The sequence below is a fragment of the Maricaulis alexandrii genome (assembly GCF_005871165.1).
Taxonomy (GTDB): Bacteria; Pseudomonadota; Alphaproteobacteria; order Caulobacterales; family Maricaulaceae; genus Maricaulis; species Maricaulis alexandrii.
The window spans coordinates 1-17,327 of record NZ_SWKP01000010.1 but is presented as its reverse complement, the minus strand read 5'-3'; the positions used below and the strand labels follow the sequence as shown (position 1 = coordinate 17,327).

Here is a 17,327-nt window from a genome sequence, read left to right as displayed (position 1 = left end):
GGCGGGTAGAGGGGAAATGCTCATGCTTCGTACCGGTTTGGCCGTTCTGGCTGTCTCTTGTCTGTCGGCCACGGCCATGGCCGATGATGATCGCGGCTTCGAATTCCGTCTCGGTGCCACGGCGCATGACCTGTCCGACCATGTCGAAGACGGTCCCAACATCACCGCCGACATCCTGTTTCCGTCGCCGGATTTCCTCGCCATCATCTGGTCGCCGCGCCCCTATGTGTACGGCTCCTTCAACACGAATGGCCTGACGAATTTCGGGGCGGCCGGTCTGGCCTGGAATTGGGAATTCGCCGAGGGCTGGAATCTCGAGATCCGTGAAGGCCTGTCCTACAATGACGGCGTCGTCGACATTGACCCGAATTCCCCTCCCGGCGATCCGACCCGTATCCGCCTGGCCACGACCCGGGCGCTGATGGGCAATGAAATCCTGTTCCACACGGCCCTGGGCCTGGACTATGACCTGACCGAGACCTGGTCGGTCGGTGCCTATTACGAGCATATCTCTCACGGCCAGATCCTGGCCTCGGGCCGCAACCAGGCCCTCGACAATGTCGGCATCCGCTTCGGCTATCGCTTCGGTCAGTAGGCCGACGCATCCGGATCAAAAAATAGGCCCCGCAGTGATCTGCGGGGCCTATTTTTGTTCAACGCCGGGGAATGTCAGCCCGCCCGGGCCGCCTCGGCTTCTTCGGCGCGCGGGTCGTTTTCCTCGCGGACATAGACGCCGGTGAAGACGATCTGCCACTCACCTTCCGCATCGGGTTGTTCGAAGACCTGACGGACCGTGCCGTCATCCTGCAGGGTCCAGGTGCCGCGGATGGGGGATGTCACGCCGGTCTGGGCGGTATGGGAGTTTCCGGTCAGCACCATGGCGCCGTCCTCATCGAGACCGCCGGTATAGTCGATGAACCAGCCATTGCTCATCCAGACCTGGCGCCAGGCGCCGATCAGCGGGTCATACATGTTCATGCTTTCCCCGCCGGCGCCCGCCGTGTTGACCCAATGTTCGGTGATCAGGCATCCACCGTGGATTTTCTCGACCGTGTTATGGCCGACATAGGGGCCCAAACCCTCTTCATTTCCCGGGGCATAGACATTCCATTCGCCGACCCAGAAGTCGAAATCATCATGGACGTCAGCCGTGCAAGCCGGCGCGCCCGCTTGGGCGAGCGCCGGGCTGGCGGCGAGGCTGAAGAGTGCCGCCATCGCGGCAAGCTTGGTCAATTTCATCACGATCCCTCCCGATACAGCATCAGCGTTTCATCACGCTGGCATGGGGCGCAATGGGCGGCAAGGCGAAGCCGGGACGCTTCATCGCACTTTCCCGGCGGTTCGTCGCAGGGGTTCGCGGTCAAATGACCAAGCTTTCATCATCCGATCATGGGCTCTCAGGCATCTGACGATGAGAAGCATGGGATGCGCAATTTGATGAAATACCGGCAGACAGAGCTGATCCGGCACCAGGGCACGCATGTGCGCCTGACCGGCTATGGTGCCGCCAGCGGGATGGCGACCCACAATCATGACCATCACCAGATTTCCTTCCTTCTGGCCGGCGCCATCCGCGAGCGTCATGACGGGCGGGAAGTGGAGACGGACCTGCCCAGCCTCTGCATCAAGCCGGCCGGACTGGATCACGCCAATGATTACGGCCGGGATGGCGCGGTCATCCTGTCGGTGAACATCGATCCGGCGAGCGATCTGTCCGCTGTGGTCGGTGAGGACTGGTCGTGGCGGTCCTGCCGTCCGGACCGGGCGCTGTCCGACCTGATCGGGCTGCTGGATGAGCCGGAGGCCGATGCCGGTGCGATCCTCACCGATCTTCTGGCCCTGTCCGGCCCGGCCGAGCGGACATGCGGACCCGTCCCCGACTGGCTGCTGACGATCCGGCAGCGCCTGGGCGATCCGGAGGATGAGGCGGATTTTGCGGTGATGGCCGTCGAGGCGGGCGTGCACCGTGTTCAGGCCTCGCGGGAATTCGTCCGCCATTTCACCATCCCGCCGAGCGTTTACCGGACCCGCTGCCGTGTTTCCCGGGCGCTGGGATTGATGGGGGCGCGGGACAGTCTCGCCCGGGTTGCGGCCGAGGCCGGCTTTGCCGACCAGGCGCATCTGTGCCGGGCGATCAAGCGCCAGACCGGGCATGCCCCGAGCCGGTTGCGACGCCTGATGCAGGCCGCCTGACGGACGATCCTGCACCGCGTTACATCCGTTCAAGCCAGGTTGGCGGGGTTCGCCTAGACAGGTTGCCAACTGAAGTCCAACCGGAGTTGACCATGCGTGTTACAACCTGTCTCGCCGCCCTGGCCCTGACCTGCCTCGCCCCTCTGGCGCACGCGGAAACCCCGCAAGGTGCCGTCCAGTCTCTGGACGCCTGGCTGGACCGTTTTGAGGGTATCGATCCGGGCTATGGCGTGGTCGTGGTGACGGCGGACGAGGTCCTCCTCAACCGGACCGATGGCATCCGCCATACGGCGACGGGCGCGCCTTTCACGCCGGACACGCCGATCTATATCGCCTCGCAGACCAAGGCCTTCATGGGCTTGCTGGCGGCGCGGCTGGATGCCCAGGGCATTCTGTCCCTGGACAGCACGATCGCCGATCACTGGCCCGGCCTGGAGCTGCCCGGCGGGCTGGACGCAGCGGACTGGACGCTGCGCGACCTGATCACCCACCAGGTGCCGATCAGTGTCGATGTCCTGACCTTTCTGGAAGCCTATGCGATGCGGGTGGAGCCGGACCTCTATCCGGTCCTGATCTCGAATTTCGGATCCGCTCGCGAGCCTGGTTTCGACTATGACAATCTGGGTTACAACATTTATGGCGCGATCCTGGAGAGCGCGACCGGCCGGGCCTGGCAGGACTGGCTGGCCGAGGACATTTTCCAGCCGCTGGGGCTCGACCACACCTCGGCAAGGACCTCCGATTTCAGCCTCGATACCCTGTCCTGGAACCATATCTGGACCGGCGGGGAGACCGGCTGGGCCGATGTGCCGCCGAAGACGGACGGGATGATGCAATCCGCCGGCGGCATGGTGACCTCCACGACCGACATGGCGCACTGGCTGCAGCTGCAATTGCGCGGTGAAGGCCCGGCCGGATCCGGCCTGACCGCCGACATGGTCACCACCGCCCAGACCTCTTTCGTCGACACGCACCAGGAAGACGGCCGCAATGCGATCGAACTGCCCTGTTCGGGCTATGCGCTGGGCTGGAATGTCTGTGATTTCGAGGGCCATGCCCTCTATGTCCATGGCGGGGGCTATACCGGCGCGCGCACCATGATGGCCTTCTCGCCGGATCTGGGTGTCGGTATCGCCAGCTTCTCCAATTCCGACAACATGACCGGCTGGCTGACCAGCCGCACGGTGATCATGTATCTGCAATTCCTGATCGAGCATGAGGATGCCGAGCGCTGGGCGGATATCCGGGTCGAGCAATATCCGCCGCGGATCGACTGGCTGCTCAACCGTCGCCGCGAGGCGCTGGACGAATTCCGAGCGGAGGCCCGCTGGGACGGCTGGGCCTGGACCCCGCCGGCCGATGCGCTGGCTGCTTATGAGGGCGTCTATTCCGCCGGTCTCGACGGGGTGGCGTTCCGGGTGGGCCTGGAAGACCGGGCATTGGTGGCGCACCTGGGCGATTACCGCCTCACTCTCGAGCCGGGGCGTCCGGACCTGTTTGCCGGCTGGAACAATCCCGGTTCCGTTCCCGATCCGATCGAATTCGAGCGCGATGCGAGCGGGCAGGTGCAGGCCCTGACATATGAGGGCATCCGCTTTGCGCGAACGGGGGGTGCGGACCGCTGATCCGTCTCTTGTGAGCGCCCCCGATCTGTTCTAAGCCTGCGGCCCGTTCGGACCGGCCATTCCTGATCCTCAGATGACTGACTTTCCGCCCCTGCCCATTGTCGGGCCGGGCCGGGTGTCAGCCGGATGGCCGGGGCTCAAAACGGGAGGCTGAAATGGCCAATGTGACAGTCGTCGGCGCTCAATGGGGCGATGAAGGCAAGGGCAAGCTGGTTGACTGGCTGTCGCACCGCGCCGATGTGGTGGCCCGCTTCCAGGGCGGTCACAATGCCGGCCATACGCTCGTCGTCGGCGAGAATGTCTACAAGCTTTCCCTGCTGCCCTCCGGCGTGGTCCGCGGCAAGCTCTCCGTGATCGGCAATGGTGTGGTCGTTGATCCCTGGGCCTTCGTGGCCGAGGTCGACCGCATCGCCGAACAGGGCGTCGCCATCACCCCGGAAGTCGTGAAGATTTCCGAGACAGCCTCGCTGATCCTGCCGATCCATCGCGAACTCGACGCCATGCGCGAGAACCGCGATGACGGCGAGGCCATCGGCACGACCCGCCGCGGTATCGGTCCGGCCTATGAAGACAAGGTCGGACGCCGCGCCGTCCGCGTGGTCGACCTGGCCGACGAAAAGGCTCTGCGCGCCCGCGTCGCCGAAATCCTGCACCACCACAACGCCCTGCGCCGCGGCATGAACCAGCCGGAATATTCCGCGGACCAGCTCGTCGCCGAACTGCTCGAGATCGCGCCGAAAATCCTGCCCTATGCCGCGCCGGTCTGGCGCGTGCTGAAATCCGTCATCGATTCCGACCAGAAAGTCCTGTTCGAAGGCGCCCAGGGCGCCCTGCTGGACGTGGACCACGGCACCTATCCTTTCGTGACCTCGTCCAACACCGTCTCCGGCCAGGCCTCGGCCGGCACCGGCGTCGGTCCCAAGGATGTCGGTTATGTGCTGGGCATCGCCAAGGCTTACATGACCCGCGTCGGTGAAGGCCCCTTCCCGACCGAGCTGTTCGACGAAGACGGCCAGTCCCTGGGCGAGCGCGGCCGTGAATTCGGCGTGGTCACCGGACGCAAGCGCCGCTGCGGCTGGTTCGACGCTGTCATCACCCGCCAGACCCTGCAGGTCGGCGGTGTGCACGGCGTCGCCCTGACCAAGCTGGACGTGCTGGACGGGTTCAAGACGATCAAGGTCTGCGTGGCCTATGACCTCGACGGTGAACGCCTCGACTACCTGCCGGCCGGCAAGGAAGCCCAGGCGCGCGTCAAACCGGTCTATGAAGAGCTGCAGGGCTGGGAAGGCTCCACCGCAGGCGCCCGATCCTGGGCCGACCTGCCGGCCGAAGCCGTCAAATATGTCCGCCGCCTGGAAGAACTGATCGAATGCCCGATCGCCCTGGTCTCCACCTCGCCGGAACGCGAGGACGTGATCCTGATGCAGGACCCGTTCAAGGGGTAGGGGAGTCCGGCGTATTCGGCTCGGCGGGCTCCGTCTTGGCCTTTCGCGCATGCCGGACATAGGCAAAACTCGCAGGCACGGCCCATGCCACAGCCCCGGTCAGGAAAACCAGATATATGGTTCCGGACAGGATATAGCCCAGTTCGCCATTGAGGATATTGATCACCTTGGTGAGCCATTCGAGCGCCACCCAAAGCGCCGCCAGGATTGTGGCAATTCGGCTTCCGACGAAGACGAAGCCGGCCAGACTGCCCAACAGTACGAGCCCAAGGGTGTGAGTGAGGGCCAGGGTGACATCCTGACCCGCATACAGGGCCGCAAAGACCAGGCTGAACAAGGCTTGGAGGCCTAGCAGCACGGCGGCCGGGCGCACGGCATTGCGAGCGCCTTCCAGCGTATTCAGGTCGAAACCCGCGAAAGCATCGGCCTCCGCTTCAGCCTGCAGTTCCGCCTGCTTTTCCGACGTTGGCGCGACCGGCTTCATGATGTCGACGCCGACATAGGTTCCGCGTTTGGTCATGCCGCAACCGCCTCGCCCGATGCGATCAGGTCCTTGAGGCGTTTGCGTTCAGCCTGGTAGGCGAGGCTGCCGAGGAAGCCGTTGACGGCAAAGATGGTCAGGATGACGAGCATCCAGGGAATGATCATCCGGCCGGACAGAATGACCAGGACCGTCCCGAGGATTTCCATGGCGATAAAGCCCAGGACAAGAAGCGCGCCGATACGCGACCCGGTCCAGGACCAGAAGGCGAAACCGAACACGGTCAGGGCGTAGACGATGGTGAAGACCAGTTCGAACAGCCGCTGGGCTGAATCCGTTGCGGCGGGTCCGAATATCTCGATGCCGTTGAAGGTCAGCATGCCAACGAGCAGATTGGACGCGGCCACCCAGAAGCCCACATAGGCATTCTGGCGTGCCCGGCTCAGCAGGTCGTAGGTTTCATTATCGATATCAATCGGCTTGGCCGCAGCGTCGGTCATGAAGATCCCCCTCTTGTCCCCATGTGGAAACTGGCCTGACAGGGTGGACCTGCCAAGCCAGTTCAATGTGCGAGTTGTGGATAGTCGCCTGATGCGACCTAGGCGGGCACCGCGGCCTTGGTGACGTCAACGCGTTTGCGCGGAAACAGTTTCGACTTCAGCACCAGGGACGGGCTTTCCACGAGGACCCGCATCAGCCAGGCGACGGGCAGGACGGCGAGGAACATGGCCAGGGCCAGCAGTGTCGTGTTCATCGTCGGCAGGCTCACGGCCAGCATCTGGCCCAGCGGCCAGTGCAGGATGTAGATGCCGTAGGAGATGTCCTCGACATTGCGCACGGCTTCGCCGGTGCGGCCGGGAATGTGCCGGTGGCCCATCCAGATGAAGAGGGCGGCCAGGAAGACATCTTTCATGATGCCGCCGATGGCGAGGTGGGAGGAGGCCAGGGCGGCCGCCAGCGTCAGGACGATGAGGGCCGGGCTCAGGCGCAGATGCGCGCGGCCGGCATGGAAGGCGGCGCCGATCATGAAGGCCGGGGCGAAGCGCGACAGGGTCTGGATCGTGTCATCGCCCGGTCCGGAATAGCCGAACTGGATGACCAGCGCGCCACCGGCACAGGCGGCCAGGGCCCAGAACAGGACCAGGAGCTTGTGCTTGTAGAGGCCGGCGGCGAGCAGAAGGCCGACACCCAGATAGGCCAGGAGTTCAAACCGGATCGTCCACAGCGGCGCATTGGCCCGATAGGCGGTCGGCAGGCCTTCAAAGGCACCCGGCAGGCCGGCCAGCGGATCCGCCTGGGTGAGGAGTTTGACCGGGAAGAGCCAGGTCTCGCGATGGGTCCAGTACTCCGCCGCCGGCAGGCTGGTGAAAAACATGGTGGCCACCATCACGACGATGACCGAGGCGATCAGGCCGGGATAGATGCGGAAAATGCGCGAGGCGGCGTAGCCGGTGAGGCTGGTCGATTTCATGGCCGAGGCGGTGATCATGTAGCCGGACAGGATGAAGAAACCGTCCAGGGCGCAATTGACCAGGAAGTCCGCCGTGACCTGCCAGGCCCCGACATAGGGCAGGCCCTGGGGAATGATGAGGGCATGGGCGTAGAGCACCATCAGCGCAAACAGGATGCGCATGGCCGTGAAATTATTGGACTTGTCTTCCAGACGGCCCATCCCGTCCCGCAGCCAGAAATCACGCACTGTCATCATTCACCCTCCTCGGATCAGGGGGAGTGGCGCAAGTTTCGTGCGGCTTTCAGGGATTAATGAAACCCTAATGAAATCCGTAGGATCGCGCCTTTTGTGTTGAGGTCCCGCCAAGCTTTTCCCGAAAAGAGCCACGGGGTCGTACCGTTCCGGGACGGGTGAGTGCCTTGTTTCTCAAGGTGTTGCGGATAGAGTGGCCGCGCTTCTTTTTCTGGGGGAAATTATGTCCAAGCGTCTCGCATCCGTCTCCGCTGCGGCCCTTTTGTTCGCGCTGTCAGCCTGTTCGGCCCCCGAGCAGGCCCCGGTTGAAAGCGCCGGGGTGGAGGAAGCCGGTGCGCCGGCCGAACTGGACGCCCATGCTCTCCACTTCGAGACGCTGACGTTGGACACGCATGTCGATATCGGGCCGGACTATGGCACACCGTCCCTGGATCCGGACGAGCATACCCATGCCCAGGTCGACCTGCCCAAAATGGTCGAGGGCGGGCTCGATGCGGCCTTCTTCATCGTCTATGTCGGCCAGGGCGAGACCACGCCGGAGGGCTATGAGGCGGCCCGCGCGGCAGCCGAGGAGAAATATGCCGGGATCAGCCGCATGCTGGCGGCCTATCCCGACCGGATCGCGCTGGCGACCACGGCGGACGAGGTCGAGGAGATCGCTGCGTCCGGGCGCCTGGTGGCGCTGATCGGCATGGAGAACGCCTATCCGCTGGGCGAGAGTGTTGAGGACGTGCCCATGTGGGCCGAGCGCGGTGTGCGCTACGCCTCCATCACGCATTTCGGGAACAACCAGTTCGGGGGCTCATCCAACCCGAATACGGATGCCGGTGACCCCGAAGAAGACCCGGGACTGAGCGATCTGGGGCGCGAACTGGTCGCGTCACTGAATGATCATGGCATCGTTGTGGATGTCTCCCATGTCGGCAAGACCACCATGCTGGAAGCCATCGAACTGTCCCGCGCGCCGGTCATGGCGTCGCATTCGGGCGCCCGTGGCGTCTATGACAATGCCCGCAATCTGGATGATGAGCAGCTGCGCGCGATCCGCGACAATGGCGGTGTCGCCCAGATGGTCGCCTTCCGCCGCTATATCGGTGAGATGCCGCAGGCGGTGACGGACGGTCAACGGGCCCTGGCGGTCGAGTTGAACCTGCACACGCCGGAAGGCCGGGCGGCCGCCACGCCGGACATCATCCAGGCCTATCAGGACGGGATGGCCGCGTTGCGGGCCGAGCATGGCGATGTCGATATCGCCATCCTGGCGGACCATATCGACCATGCCGTCGAGGTTGCCGGGATCGAGCATGTCGGCATTGCGTCAGATTTTGATGGCGGCGGCGGTGTCGGCGGCTGGGAAGATGCCAGCGAGACCCCGGCTGTGACGGCCGAGCTGGTCGCCCGGGGCTACACGCCGGAAGAGATCGAGATGCTCTGGTCGGGCAATGTGTTGCGGGTGCTGCGCGCGGCGGAAGCGGCGGCGGTGACCGACTAGGCCGGTTTACGGTTAATCGAATCTTGCTCTGCCTCGCATATAACCAATTGAATTTGCGGCAAAATTGCGGGCCTGACTTGAGAGCGGTTTAAAGCCTGGCGCGCATATTCTCCTCATCGAACGAGGAGAGGCGACATGTTTCGCAAGCCCAAGACCGCTCTTTTCATGATTGCCATTGCCTGGGGGCTCGGCGCGGCACTGATCGGGGCCGCCTCGGCCCAGAGCCGCGATTGTGCCCGTTATGAAGCGGAGCGCGCCCAGTATGTCGCCACGGCCATCAACGGGATCACGCCGCATGTTCATGCCATGGCCATCCAGCGCGATATCGCACCGGAAGTGGCGACCTTCTACTGGGCCGGCGCGCTGATCCAGGCGGATGATGCGGGCAGCCGCAACACGCTGGCGGACCTGACCCTGGCCTCGAGTGTCTGGCCGGGACAGAGCCAGCGGGCCTATCAGGCGCTGGAACGTCTCTATGCCGAGGACCGCAATCTGCGGGCCGGGCTGCTGGCCGGTCTGGCCCTGTCGGGACAGGACGGCGAGGCCGACCCGATCCGCGCGCGGGCCTATCTCGCCGAGATTGCCCGCGAAGGACGGCCGGAAGCGCAGGCTTTCCTCGCCCTGTTCGACGCCTGTCATGGCCGCCGCATGGCGATGCGCTAGTCCTCCAGTCCGGTTTTCCCTCGCCGGATCCACGCTGGCCGGGCCCTTTTCGGGGCCCGGTCTTTTTTGTGGAGGGGTCAGCCTGCTGCGCGTTCCTGCTGGAAGCGGGCCTCGGCGGCCAGGTCGCGGGCCTCGCCCAGCCAGCGGGCCAGTTCCCGGGCCCGGCGTGACAGGCGCAGCAGGGCCAGGCCGACCGCGATCCAGCCGGTCAGCACGCCATTCCTGAGAATGGTGATGATCTCGCCCACCACACCGGCCAGGAATTGGGCGGTATGATTGAAGGCCCGCGCCCGCAGGGTCAGCCAGCGGGCATAGTGGCGGGCGCGTCCGGACTGGGCCGGGTCGAGACAGATGCGATAGTCGAAATCCATGTCCCGGACATAGCTGAGCGCGCCCTGGTCATCACCGCCCTGGCGCTGGGTGAAATGCGTGATCCCCATCCCGATCACGCGCAGGGCGTCGCGGGCCATGTTGATGGCCTCGACCGAGAAGGCGAAGACGATGCGGGCCAGGCGCTGCACGAGGGTGCGCACCAGTTTGCGGATACGGTTGATGAAACCGCCGACCCAGCCGATCACCCGCCGGATGCCGTCCCAGAGCTTGGAGCGCAGGCTGCGGGATTCCTCATGGATGGTCTCGACGAATTTCGGGTCCTCCTCGGCGATCTGCGCCAATTCCTCATTGATCCGTTCATGGCCGGCGCTCTGGTTCAGCAGATAGCTCACCGCGGAGAGGATGTTGGGGAAGAGATAGTCATAATGCCGGGCCATCACGTCCGGGCGGATGGCCTCCCCGCCGGCCGTCAGGATGGCGCGGCTGGCCTGCTTGCGCGTCTCGCCCTTGCGGAATTGTCTGAGGAAGGCGGTCAGCGCCGCCACCAGGTCCGATTGCTGTTGGTGGTCCTGCAGGGCGGAGCGGGCGGCGCCGGGGCTGGGCAGGAAGTCGTTGAGCCACATTTCCACGTGCAGGATGCGGGCGATGAAACCGTGCAGGATCTGGCCTGGATCCTCCTGCGCGGGCCGGTCCATGCGCGGTTCGGGCAGGGCGGTCTCCAGCGGCCGGGTCAGGGCCGTGACGAGGCTGTCATAGGCCAGGACCCGATCGACCAGCTCCCGGCGCGTGCCTCCCGCACCGGGCAGGCCGAGCTGGTCCAGGCTGTAGTTGAAGAGGCTGAGCGGACCCTCCAGTGCCTGGTTCAGGGTGCGGAGCGTGGTGTCGCGGGAGGCGGGCGTGTCGGCCGGCGGCAGGCAGGACGCATCCAGATTGAGCCGCGAGACCGACCAGAGCGGCGCCGCGCCGATCGCCTCATGGGTGAGACCGAGAATGTCCAGCCGCAGCAGCGCGCCGCGCAGTCTCGCCCGCCAGTCATCCGCGCCCGGCCGCAGGCGGCGGCCCAGCTCGGCGCGGGCGCCTTCAAAGGCGAAATAGGCCTGCAGCGCATCCCAGGTCTGCGGCCCCGGCCAGCCATCCACGGCCAGTCCGGCCTCGCGCTGGAAGAGGTGGACGGCGGCGCGGCAGGCATCGCTGTTGAGCGCGCGTCCCGCTGATTGCTCGGCCAGGGCCCGGACATGGGCGGCCTCGCCCGAGCGGATATAGCCGAGCCGGTGCAGGCGCTCGACCAAGGCGTCGGCAAAGCGTTTCTGGGCCGGCGTGTCCGGCACGCCGCGGGTCTCGGCGGCATCACGGGGCAGGGCCGGCGCGATCTGCCCGGCCTCGCGGCCATGCAGATGCGCTTCCAGCCGTGTCAGCCCGTCCGCCGGCTGCCGATAGGTGGCAATTTCCGGGTCCGTCTCGTCTTTCTTCGGGGTGGGCATGGCCCTGTCCTGGTCCGGGGGCCGGCCTTAATCGCCCGCGACCTGGTCCGCGCCCCATTTGATGACGTTCTGGAACAGGCTGATAATCGCCGCACGGCTCTCAATGCCCGCACTGACAGCCTCTTGATGCGCTGTAACCAGGTCGTCGGAGACGTCGTCAGCGCGAAAAAACAAGGCATCGCCGTCGATATCCAGCACGCTCATACAGGCCAGCTGCACCGTGCCGCCCTCGGGGGCGAAATCGGTCAGGATCTCGTCCATCGACTTGAAGCTCCCGTCCTCCTTGCGCGTCGCGCCCAGGACCTGTTCCGCCGTCCCGGTGAAGGTGGTGACCCGCACTTCCGTCAGATCCTCGATCCCGTCCCGCACGCTTTCCAGAGCATTTTTCAACATGATTGATCCTCCTCCCGATAATCGCCTCAGGCGAGCGGAAAGTTTGCAACAAGCCAGAATTGCAGGCAATCGAAATCGGGGCTCGGCCGGGCGCTCAGCGGGATTGGGTCGAGTTCCCGCAGCGCTCGAAGGCGCGCAGCTCTGTCCCGTCCGGCAGCGCGCCGTCCACAACCAGGTTTTCGGCGGACCGGGGGTCGCGCCCCTCCGCCTGGCGCAACGCAAGCAGGTGCAGGCGACCGTCCGCATCGAGGCGCAGGTCCAGATCGGCCTGGCCGCGCAACTGGCCGTCGGTGATCCCGTCGATATAGCGGCCCACCGTATTGACCTGTCCGCCGCCGATCTGGATGTCCTGGCCGCCCGCTTCGTCCATCAGAACATTGATCGCGTTGACGACAAAGGACACAGCCGTCCCGTCGCCCAGATCGGCCGTGAATTCACCGATATTGTCGGAGCGCTCATGCGGTGGTTCCGTCAGGATGCGGATGTCCAGCCTGCGCGCCGCCCCGCCCGCTTCGCACCCGGACACACCGCCCGCCTGACCTTCCGCCCAATGGCCGTTGGCAGCGGTGAAGTCGATCTCCATCACCGGCTTCACGGGCCCGGCCTGGATCAGGGCGAGGCTGGCAAAGAGACTGAGCAACATGTGAAATCCTCCCGGGTGTCAGGTTGGAAGCCTGTCATTGAACCCGCGATGAATACATCGCCACCGCCCGCAACGGCTTGCCAAATCAGTGCATGACGTCCACGCTGCGCGCCAACAGTTCCAAGGGGTGTCCCGCTGATGTTGTGGCGGGGCTGAGACTTCACCCTTAGGACCGGATCCGGGTCATGCCGGCGTCGGGATGGAGCACTTTTCCTGCCAGGGGCAGGATGACGGGACTCATCTGGCCGCCGGCGCCCGCCTCGCAAAGGAAAGGCGCGCCGCCATGAACAAGCCCACCTCCCAATCCGAGTTCGAGACGCCGAAAGTCACCACCGGGCCGCTGCCGGGCTCGCGCCGCGTCTATACCTCGCCGACCACGGCGCCCTCGCTGAAAGTGCCGCATCGCGAGATCGATCTTCACCCCACGGCGAACGAGCCGCCGGTGCGCGTCTATGACACGTCCGGTCCCTACAGCGATCCCGACCACAAACTGGATGTCGAGCACGGCCTGCCGCGTCACCGGTTGGACTGGTACCAGGACCGCCAGACGGTGGAATATGAGGGCCGCCCGCTCTCCCCGCTCGATAATGGCGGCGCCACCGGCAAATATCTCGCCCGCGAATTCCCGGCCCAGCACAAGCCGCTCAAGGGCGTCGAGGGCCAACCGATCACCCAGTATGAATTCGCCAAGGCCGGCATCATCACGCCGGAAATGGTCTATGTCGCCGAGCGGGAAAATCTGGGCCGCAAAGTGGCCGTCGAGGGCGCCGCCGAGCGCATTGCGGACGGCCAGTCCTTCGGCGCCTCCATCCCGGAACATGTCACCCCGGAATTCGTGCGCGACGAGATCGCCCGCGGCCGCGCCATCATCCCGGCCAATATCAACCACCCGGAACTCGAGCCGATGATCATCGGCCGCAATTTCCTGACCAAGATCAATGCCAATATCGGCAATTCCGCCGTCGCCTCCTCGGTCGAGGAAGAGGTGGAGAAAATGGTCTGGGCGATCCGCTGGGGCGGCGACACGGTGATGGACCTCTCCACCGGCAAGAATATCCACAACACGCGCGAATGGATACTGCGCAATTCCCCGGTCCCGATCGGCACCGTGCCGATCTACCAGGCGCTGGAGAAGGTCAATGGCGTCGCCGAGGACCTGACCTGGGAGGTGTTCCGCGACACGCTGATCGAGCAGGCCGAACAGGGCGTGGACTATTTCACCATCCATGCCGGCGTGCGCCTGGCCTATGTGCCGCTCACCGCCGACCGCGTCACGGGCATCGTCTCGCGCGGCGGGTCGATCATGGCCAAATGGTGCCTGGCGCATCACAAGGAGAGCTTCCTCTACACGCATTTCGAGGAAATCTGCGACATCATGCGCGCCTATGATGTGAGCTTCTCCCTGGGCGACGGCCTGCGCCCCGGCTCCATCGCGGACGCCAATGACCGCGCCCAGTTCGCCGAGCTGGAAACCCTGGGCGAGCTGACCAAAATCGCCTGGGACAAGGGCTGCCAGGTCATGATCGAAGGCCCCGGCCATGTCGCCATGCACAAGATCAAGGAGAACATGGACAAGCAGCTGGAGTGCTGCCACGAGGCCCCCTTCTACACGCTCGGCCCGCTCACCACGGACATCGCGCCGGGCTATGACCACATCACCAGCGGCATCGGCGCCGCCATGATCGGCTGGTTCGGCTGTGCCATGCTCTGCTATGTCACGCCCAAGGAACATCTCGGCCTGCCCGACCGCGATGACGTCAAGGTCGGCGTCGTCACCTACAAGATCGCCGCCCACGCCGGCGACCTCGCCAAGGGCCACCCCGCCGCCAAGATCCGCGACGACGCCCTGTCACGCGCAAGGTTCGAGTTCCGCTGGGAAGACCAGTTCAATTTGGCGCTTGACCCCGAGACCGCCCGCGACTTCCACGACCAGACCCTCCCGAAAGAGGCCCACAAGGTGGCCCACTTCTGTTCGATGTGCGGGCCCAAGTTCTGCTCGATGCAGATCACTCAGGAGATCCGGGACACGTTCGGGAGTGCGCGGGCGCCGAATGATGTGGCGGCATCGGCGCAAGCCGAGGCCGGGATGGCGGAGAAGGCGGCGGAGTTCCGGGAGAAGGGTGGGGAGATTTATTTGAGTGAGGATGGGTCGGTTAGGGAGGCGATTGATTAGGAGAAGAATGCGGCGCGGCTGTAGCCGCGCCGCTATCGGCTTGCCTAGAGCAAGCCGGGCTGATCACCATCAGGCGGCGGAATATCCGCAAAGCGCTTGCCGGTATTGATTTCCGAAATGCGCCCCTGATTGAGGCCGTATGCGGCCGCAATATCATGCTGATGTTCGCCGCGCTTCAAGCGGCGTTTGATGTCCAGGACATCTTTCGGCGTCAGTTTCTTCTTACTGGCCATTTTCAGAATCCTTCTGATTCCGTTGACAAAATGGCAGCTCCGCTCTAAAGAAGAGGGGAGCTGCCAAGCTTGCTGCTCACCATGGGTCGTCCTTTCCTTGCGACGGGTTCAGGGACGACCCTTTTGGTTCCGGCCACTTGCACGGGTAAGCGCGCGTGCCGTGGCTAGATAATTCTCAACATTAGTGATCTTCCTTGAGCTGATGGCGAGAAGTTACGCGCGCTCGCGGTCCTTGTCAATTTCCCAAGCAAATGCTAACAATTTCCAAGCAGTTTTCGGGTGCCCCCGTCGGTGCTCGGCTCGGAGGTGGGAAATGAATGATGATTTTCAATCGTTTGGAAAGCGTGAGCGCAGCCCCGCGTTTCCATATGTAGGTATTGCGAAGGCGATTGACTACGTGTCTTTGTTGTTTTCGGACGCAAAACGGCATGAGGTGCTGCTTGCCGACGCCGCTCATTCTTGGGGGTTCCGTCCGACGAGCAGCTCCACCTTGCGCGTCGCTGCCGCTCTCGCTTCTTATGGTCTTATTGACGAAAGCGGGTCTGGAAAGCAGCGCCGAATTAAAGTCAGCGATTCAGGTTGGCGAATTTTGGAGGACCGTCGACCGGGCGTGAGCGAAGCGCTTATCGAAGAGTCTGCAAGCAAGCCGGCGGTGCTTGGATCGTATATATCGAAGTGGGGCGACGGGCGTCCGGAAGACAACTATGCACTGAGCCAGCTAAAGTTTGAGAGTGGCTTTACCGAGGATGGCGCAGCAAAATTTTTACGTGTGTATGATGATACCGTGAAGGACCTCAAGCGGATTGGAGTAGATTTTGGTGCCGCTACGTCGAGGGATGCCGAAGCCGATCCAGATGATGCATCTTTCGAGACCAATAGGGCATCAAGTGTTCGGAGCGCAGCAGCAGACGATCGGCTTGGTAGTGATGCATCCAATGCTGAGATGGTTGTGCGGCCGGTTCAGCAGTCTCAGTCAAAGCTGGGTGACGAAGAGCGAGAGCTGATTTCCGGCATGCTGTCGAAGAAGGCGAAATTTCGGTTGATTGTGAGCGGGCCTGTTGGCGCTTCCGAGATTGACAAGCTGATTGCTAAGCTAAACATCGACAAAGAGATTTTGGCGGATGATGGGGCTGATGATTGAGGGAAAGCCGGGGGCACACATCGATTTCACCCAGTCCGCGCCGTACAGGTCCTCGCCCTTGATGGGCGAGGGAGACCGCGAAGCGGTGGAGTGGGTGACCTTCATGAGGACCTGAAAGCGCTGCGCGCTTTCACCCCTTCCGGCCCTTCGGCCCAAACCACACACCGTCATCCCACGGTGACGGCTGAGCCGGCATCCGGGGGAGCTGGGCTCACCGGTCGGCAGGATGGCTGAGGTCCCCCGGACCTTCGCTTCGCTGCGGCCGGGGGATGACGGGTTTGATGCGACAGGGAAAACCGGGCACCGGAAAAACTCGGACACACCCATCCCCACCGCCTCCCGGCCGCCCTGTCCGGGCTTGTGAACCCGGACAGGAGAGACGGGCTGGCGCTATTTGCGCAGGCGGTCGACGACGCCGGCGACGCTGCCGACGGCAGCCGGGGCGACGGCCGGTTTTTTCGCCGCCTTGGGTTTCTTGTGTTCCTTGTTGGATCGTTTCTGGCCTTTGGCCATGGTGTGCTCCTTCGCACGAGGCGCATCCGGCGGACGCGCACGCCCCGGTCATACGCCTGATTGCGGGGTTTGGATACGGCGCGCTTCTGGAGAGGAGACAATCGCTCTTGCGGGCCCGGTTGCGCGCATACCTTTGCCCGGGGAGCGGACGCGCCGGTTTCATCCCGACCGGGGACACCCATTCACCCCGTCTTCATCCGCCTTCGTGCAGCCTCCCTCCCACACAAACCGGGGGACATCATGCGCATTCCGCTTTCACTCATTGCACTCGCTTTTGCGGCCACGCCGGCGACCCTGGCCGAGGACACGCCCTTGTTGCCGGCCGACCAGATCTGGCGGATCGAGCTCGGGGAGGGGGCGTGCGAGCTGCGTTTGGACGGGGTCCAGGACCTGACGGAGGGGGAATGGATGGGCTCCGGCACCTATGATTGCGGCGGTGCGGGGGAGATGGTCAGCTGGCACATCGAGCTGATCAATGGCCAGCCTGAGCTCTCCCTGTCGGGCGAAGACGACGTGTTGGATGGCTCTGGCTGCCGGGAGGGCTGGCCGGACTGGTCGGTCGGACAGCGCGGTGCGCATGTCTGCTGGCTGCGTCCCGGTTTCGGGCAGGGTGTGAACTTGGTGATCGAGCGCTTGCAGTAGGCTTTTGGCCTCTGCGGAGCGGCAGCGTTCATGACAGGCTCCATACCTCCTTCTCCCCGGGGAGAAGCAACTATGTCGTTTGCATTTCTGATTGCCATGGTGTTTGGCGTTTCAGGACGAGGTTTGCAGCCTCGATGAGCTTTCGCATGACGGCGACGTTGACGAGTTTGG

Annotated in this window: 18 protein-coding genes and 1 riboswitch; of the genes, 9 read left to right on the top strand and 9 right to left on the bottom strand. The window is 64.1% G+C overall.

Going from position 1 to position 17,327, the window contains the following annotated elements; all coding sequences use genetic code 11:
* Positions 1-22 precede the first annotated feature (22 nt).
* Positions 23-595: an acyloxyacyl hydrolase gene (locus tag FCS99_RS14450; protein ID WP_138513815.1), complete on the top strand. Its 573-nt coding sequence runs from the start codon at positions 23-25 to the stop codon at positions 593-595.
* A 74-nt stretch (positions 596-669) separates the two neighbouring features.
* On the opposite strand, the gene FCS99_RS14445 is transcribed toward FCS99_RS14450, so the two are convergent.
* Entirely contained in the window at positions 670-1,239 is a 570-nt protein-coding gene (locus FCS99_RS14445) for a hypothetical protein (RefSeq protein WP_138513813.1), read from the bottom strand.
* Positions 1,240-1,425: 186 nt separating this feature from the next.
* On the opposite strand from FCS99_RS14445, the gene FCS99_RS14440 reads away from it, so the two are divergent.
* The 3 genes from FCS99_RS14440 (at position 1,426) to FCS99_RS14430 (ending at position 5,263) form a co-directional block, all read left to right on the top strand.
* Entirely contained in the window at positions 1,426-2,193 is a 768-nt protein-coding gene (locus FCS99_RS14440; RefSeq protein ID WP_171036397.1) for an AraC family transcriptional regulator, read from the top strand.
* Positions 2,194-2,285: 92 nt separating this feature from the next.
* Positions 2,286-3,818, top strand: a complete 1,533-nt coding sequence (locus FCS99_RS14435) for a serine hydrolase domain-containing protein (RefSeq protein ID WP_138513810.1) — start codon at positions 2,286-2,288, stop codon at positions 3,816-3,818.
* Between the two features lie 155 nt (positions 3,819-3,973).
* A complete protein-coding gene (locus FCS99_RS14430) occupies positions 3,974-5,263 on the top strand; it encodes an adenylosuccinate synthase (RefSeq protein WP_138513808.1) in 1,290 nt (429 codons plus the stop codon).
* On the opposite strand, the gene FCS99_RS14425 is transcribed toward FCS99_RS14430, so the two are convergent.
* The 3 genes from FCS99_RS14425 to FCS99_RS14415 form a co-directional block, all read right to left on the bottom strand.
* The gene (locus tag FCS99_RS14425) at positions 5,253-5,783 is read right to left on the bottom strand and encodes a hypothetical protein (protein WP_138513806.1); all 531 of its coding nucleotides are present in this window, start codon (positions 5,781-5,783) and stop codon (positions 5,253-5,255) included. The two genes, FCS99_RS14430 and FCS99_RS14425, sit on opposite strands and share 11 nt — an antisense overlap.
* Positions 5,780-6,244, bottom strand: coding sequence for a hypothetical protein (locus tag FCS99_RS14420; protein ID WP_138513804.1), 465 nt, complete (start codon positions 6,242-6,244; stop codon positions 5,780-5,782). Before FCS99_RS14420 ends, FCS99_RS14425 begins: the two co-directional genes overlap by 4 nt.
* A gap of 98 nt (positions 6,245-6,342) precedes the next feature.
* Positions 6,343-7,452 carry an acyltransferase family protein gene (locus FCS99_RS14415; RefSeq protein WP_138513802.1) on the bottom strand — a complete coding sequence of 370 codons (1,110 nt, stop codon included), beginning with the start codon at positions 7,450-7,452 and terminating at the stop codon, positions 6,343-6,345.
* Between the two features lie 220 nt (positions 7,453-7,672).
* On the opposite strand from FCS99_RS14415, the gene FCS99_RS14410 reads away from it, so the two are divergent.
* Together FCS99_RS14410 and FCS99_RS14405 are read left to right on the top strand one after the other, a co-directional pair.
* Positions 7,673-8,941, top strand: a complete 1,269-nt coding sequence (locus FCS99_RS14410; protein WP_138513800.1) for a dipeptidase — start codon at positions 7,673-7,675, stop codon at positions 8,939-8,941.
* A 135-nt stretch (positions 8,942-9,076) separates the two neighbouring features.
* The gene (locus FCS99_RS14405) at positions 9,077-9,604 is read left to right on the top strand and encodes a hypothetical protein (RefSeq protein ID WP_138513798.1); all 528 of its coding nucleotides are present in this window, start codon (positions 9,077-9,079) and stop codon (positions 9,602-9,604) included.
* Between the two features lie 77 nt (positions 9,605-9,681).
* Here FCS99_RS14405 and FCS99_RS14400 read toward each other — a convergent pair whose 3' ends face one another.
* The 3 genes from FCS99_RS14400 to FCS99_RS14390 all read right to left on the bottom strand — a co-directional run bounded on the left by FCS99_RS14400 (position 9,682) and on the right by FCS99_RS14390 (position 12,454).
* Entirely contained in the window at positions 9,682-11,418 is a 1,737-nt protein-coding gene (locus FCS99_RS14400; RefSeq protein ID WP_138513796.1) for a peptidoglycan-binding domain-containing protein, read from the bottom strand.
* Between the two features lie 27 nt (positions 11,419-11,445).
* Positions 11,446-11,811: a hypothetical protein gene (locus FCS99_RS14395; protein WP_138513794.1), complete on the bottom strand. Its 366-nt coding sequence runs from the start codon at positions 11,809-11,811 to the stop codon at positions 11,446-11,448.
* A 94-nt stretch (positions 11,812-11,905) separates the two neighbouring features.
* Positions 11,906-12,454: a hypothetical protein gene (locus tag FCS99_RS14390; RefSeq protein WP_138513792.1), complete on the bottom strand. Its 549-nt coding sequence runs from the start codon at positions 12,452-12,454 to the stop codon at positions 11,906-11,908.
* 113 nt (positions 12,455-12,567) lie between these two features.
* Positions 12,568-12,671: riboswitch (TPP riboswitch) on the top strand.
* Between the two features lie 66 nt (positions 12,672-12,737).
* On the opposite strand from FCS99_RS14390, the gene thiC reads away from it, so the two are divergent.
* Positions 12,738-14,627, top strand: a complete 1,890-nt coding sequence (gene thiC / locus FCS99_RS14385) for a phosphomethylpyrimidine synthase ThiC (RefSeq protein WP_138513790.1) — start codon at positions 12,738-12,740, stop codon at positions 14,625-14,627.
* Between the two features lie 44 nt (positions 14,628-14,671).
* Here thiC and FCS99_RS14380 read toward each other — a convergent pair whose 3' ends face one another.
* Positions 14,672-14,860 carry a hypothetical protein gene (locus tag FCS99_RS14380; protein ID WP_138513788.1) on the bottom strand — a complete coding sequence of 63 codons (189 nt, stop codon included), beginning with the start codon at positions 14,858-14,860 and terminating at the stop codon, positions 14,672-14,674.
* A gap of 313 nt (positions 14,861-15,173) precedes the next feature.
* Here FCS99_RS14380 and FCS99_RS14375 point away from each other — a divergent pair, with 313 nt between their 5' ends.
* The gene (locus FCS99_RS14375) at positions 15,174-16,001 is read left to right on the top strand and encodes a hypothetical protein (RefSeq protein ID WP_138513786.1); all 828 of its coding nucleotides are present in this window, start codon (positions 15,174-15,176) and stop codon (positions 15,999-16,001) included.
* Between the two features lie 390 nt (positions 16,002-16,391).
* Here the strand turns inward: FCS99_RS14375 and FCS99_RS16340 are convergent, their stop codons facing one another.
* Complete coding sequence (locus FCS99_RS16340; protein ID WP_267899625.1) at positions 16,392-16,514, bottom strand: hypothetical protein; 123 nt, start codon at positions 16,512-16,514, stop codon at positions 16,392-16,394.
* Between the two features lie 240 nt (positions 16,515-16,754).
* Between FCS99_RS16340 and FCS99_RS14370 the strand changes: the two genes are divergently transcribed.
* On the top strand, positions 16,755-17,156 hold the full coding sequence (locus FCS99_RS14370; RefSeq protein ID WP_138513784.1) for a hypothetical protein: 402 nt from the start codon (positions 16,755-16,757) through the stop codon (positions 17,154-17,156).
* Positions 17,157-17,327: the final 171 nt, after the last annotated feature.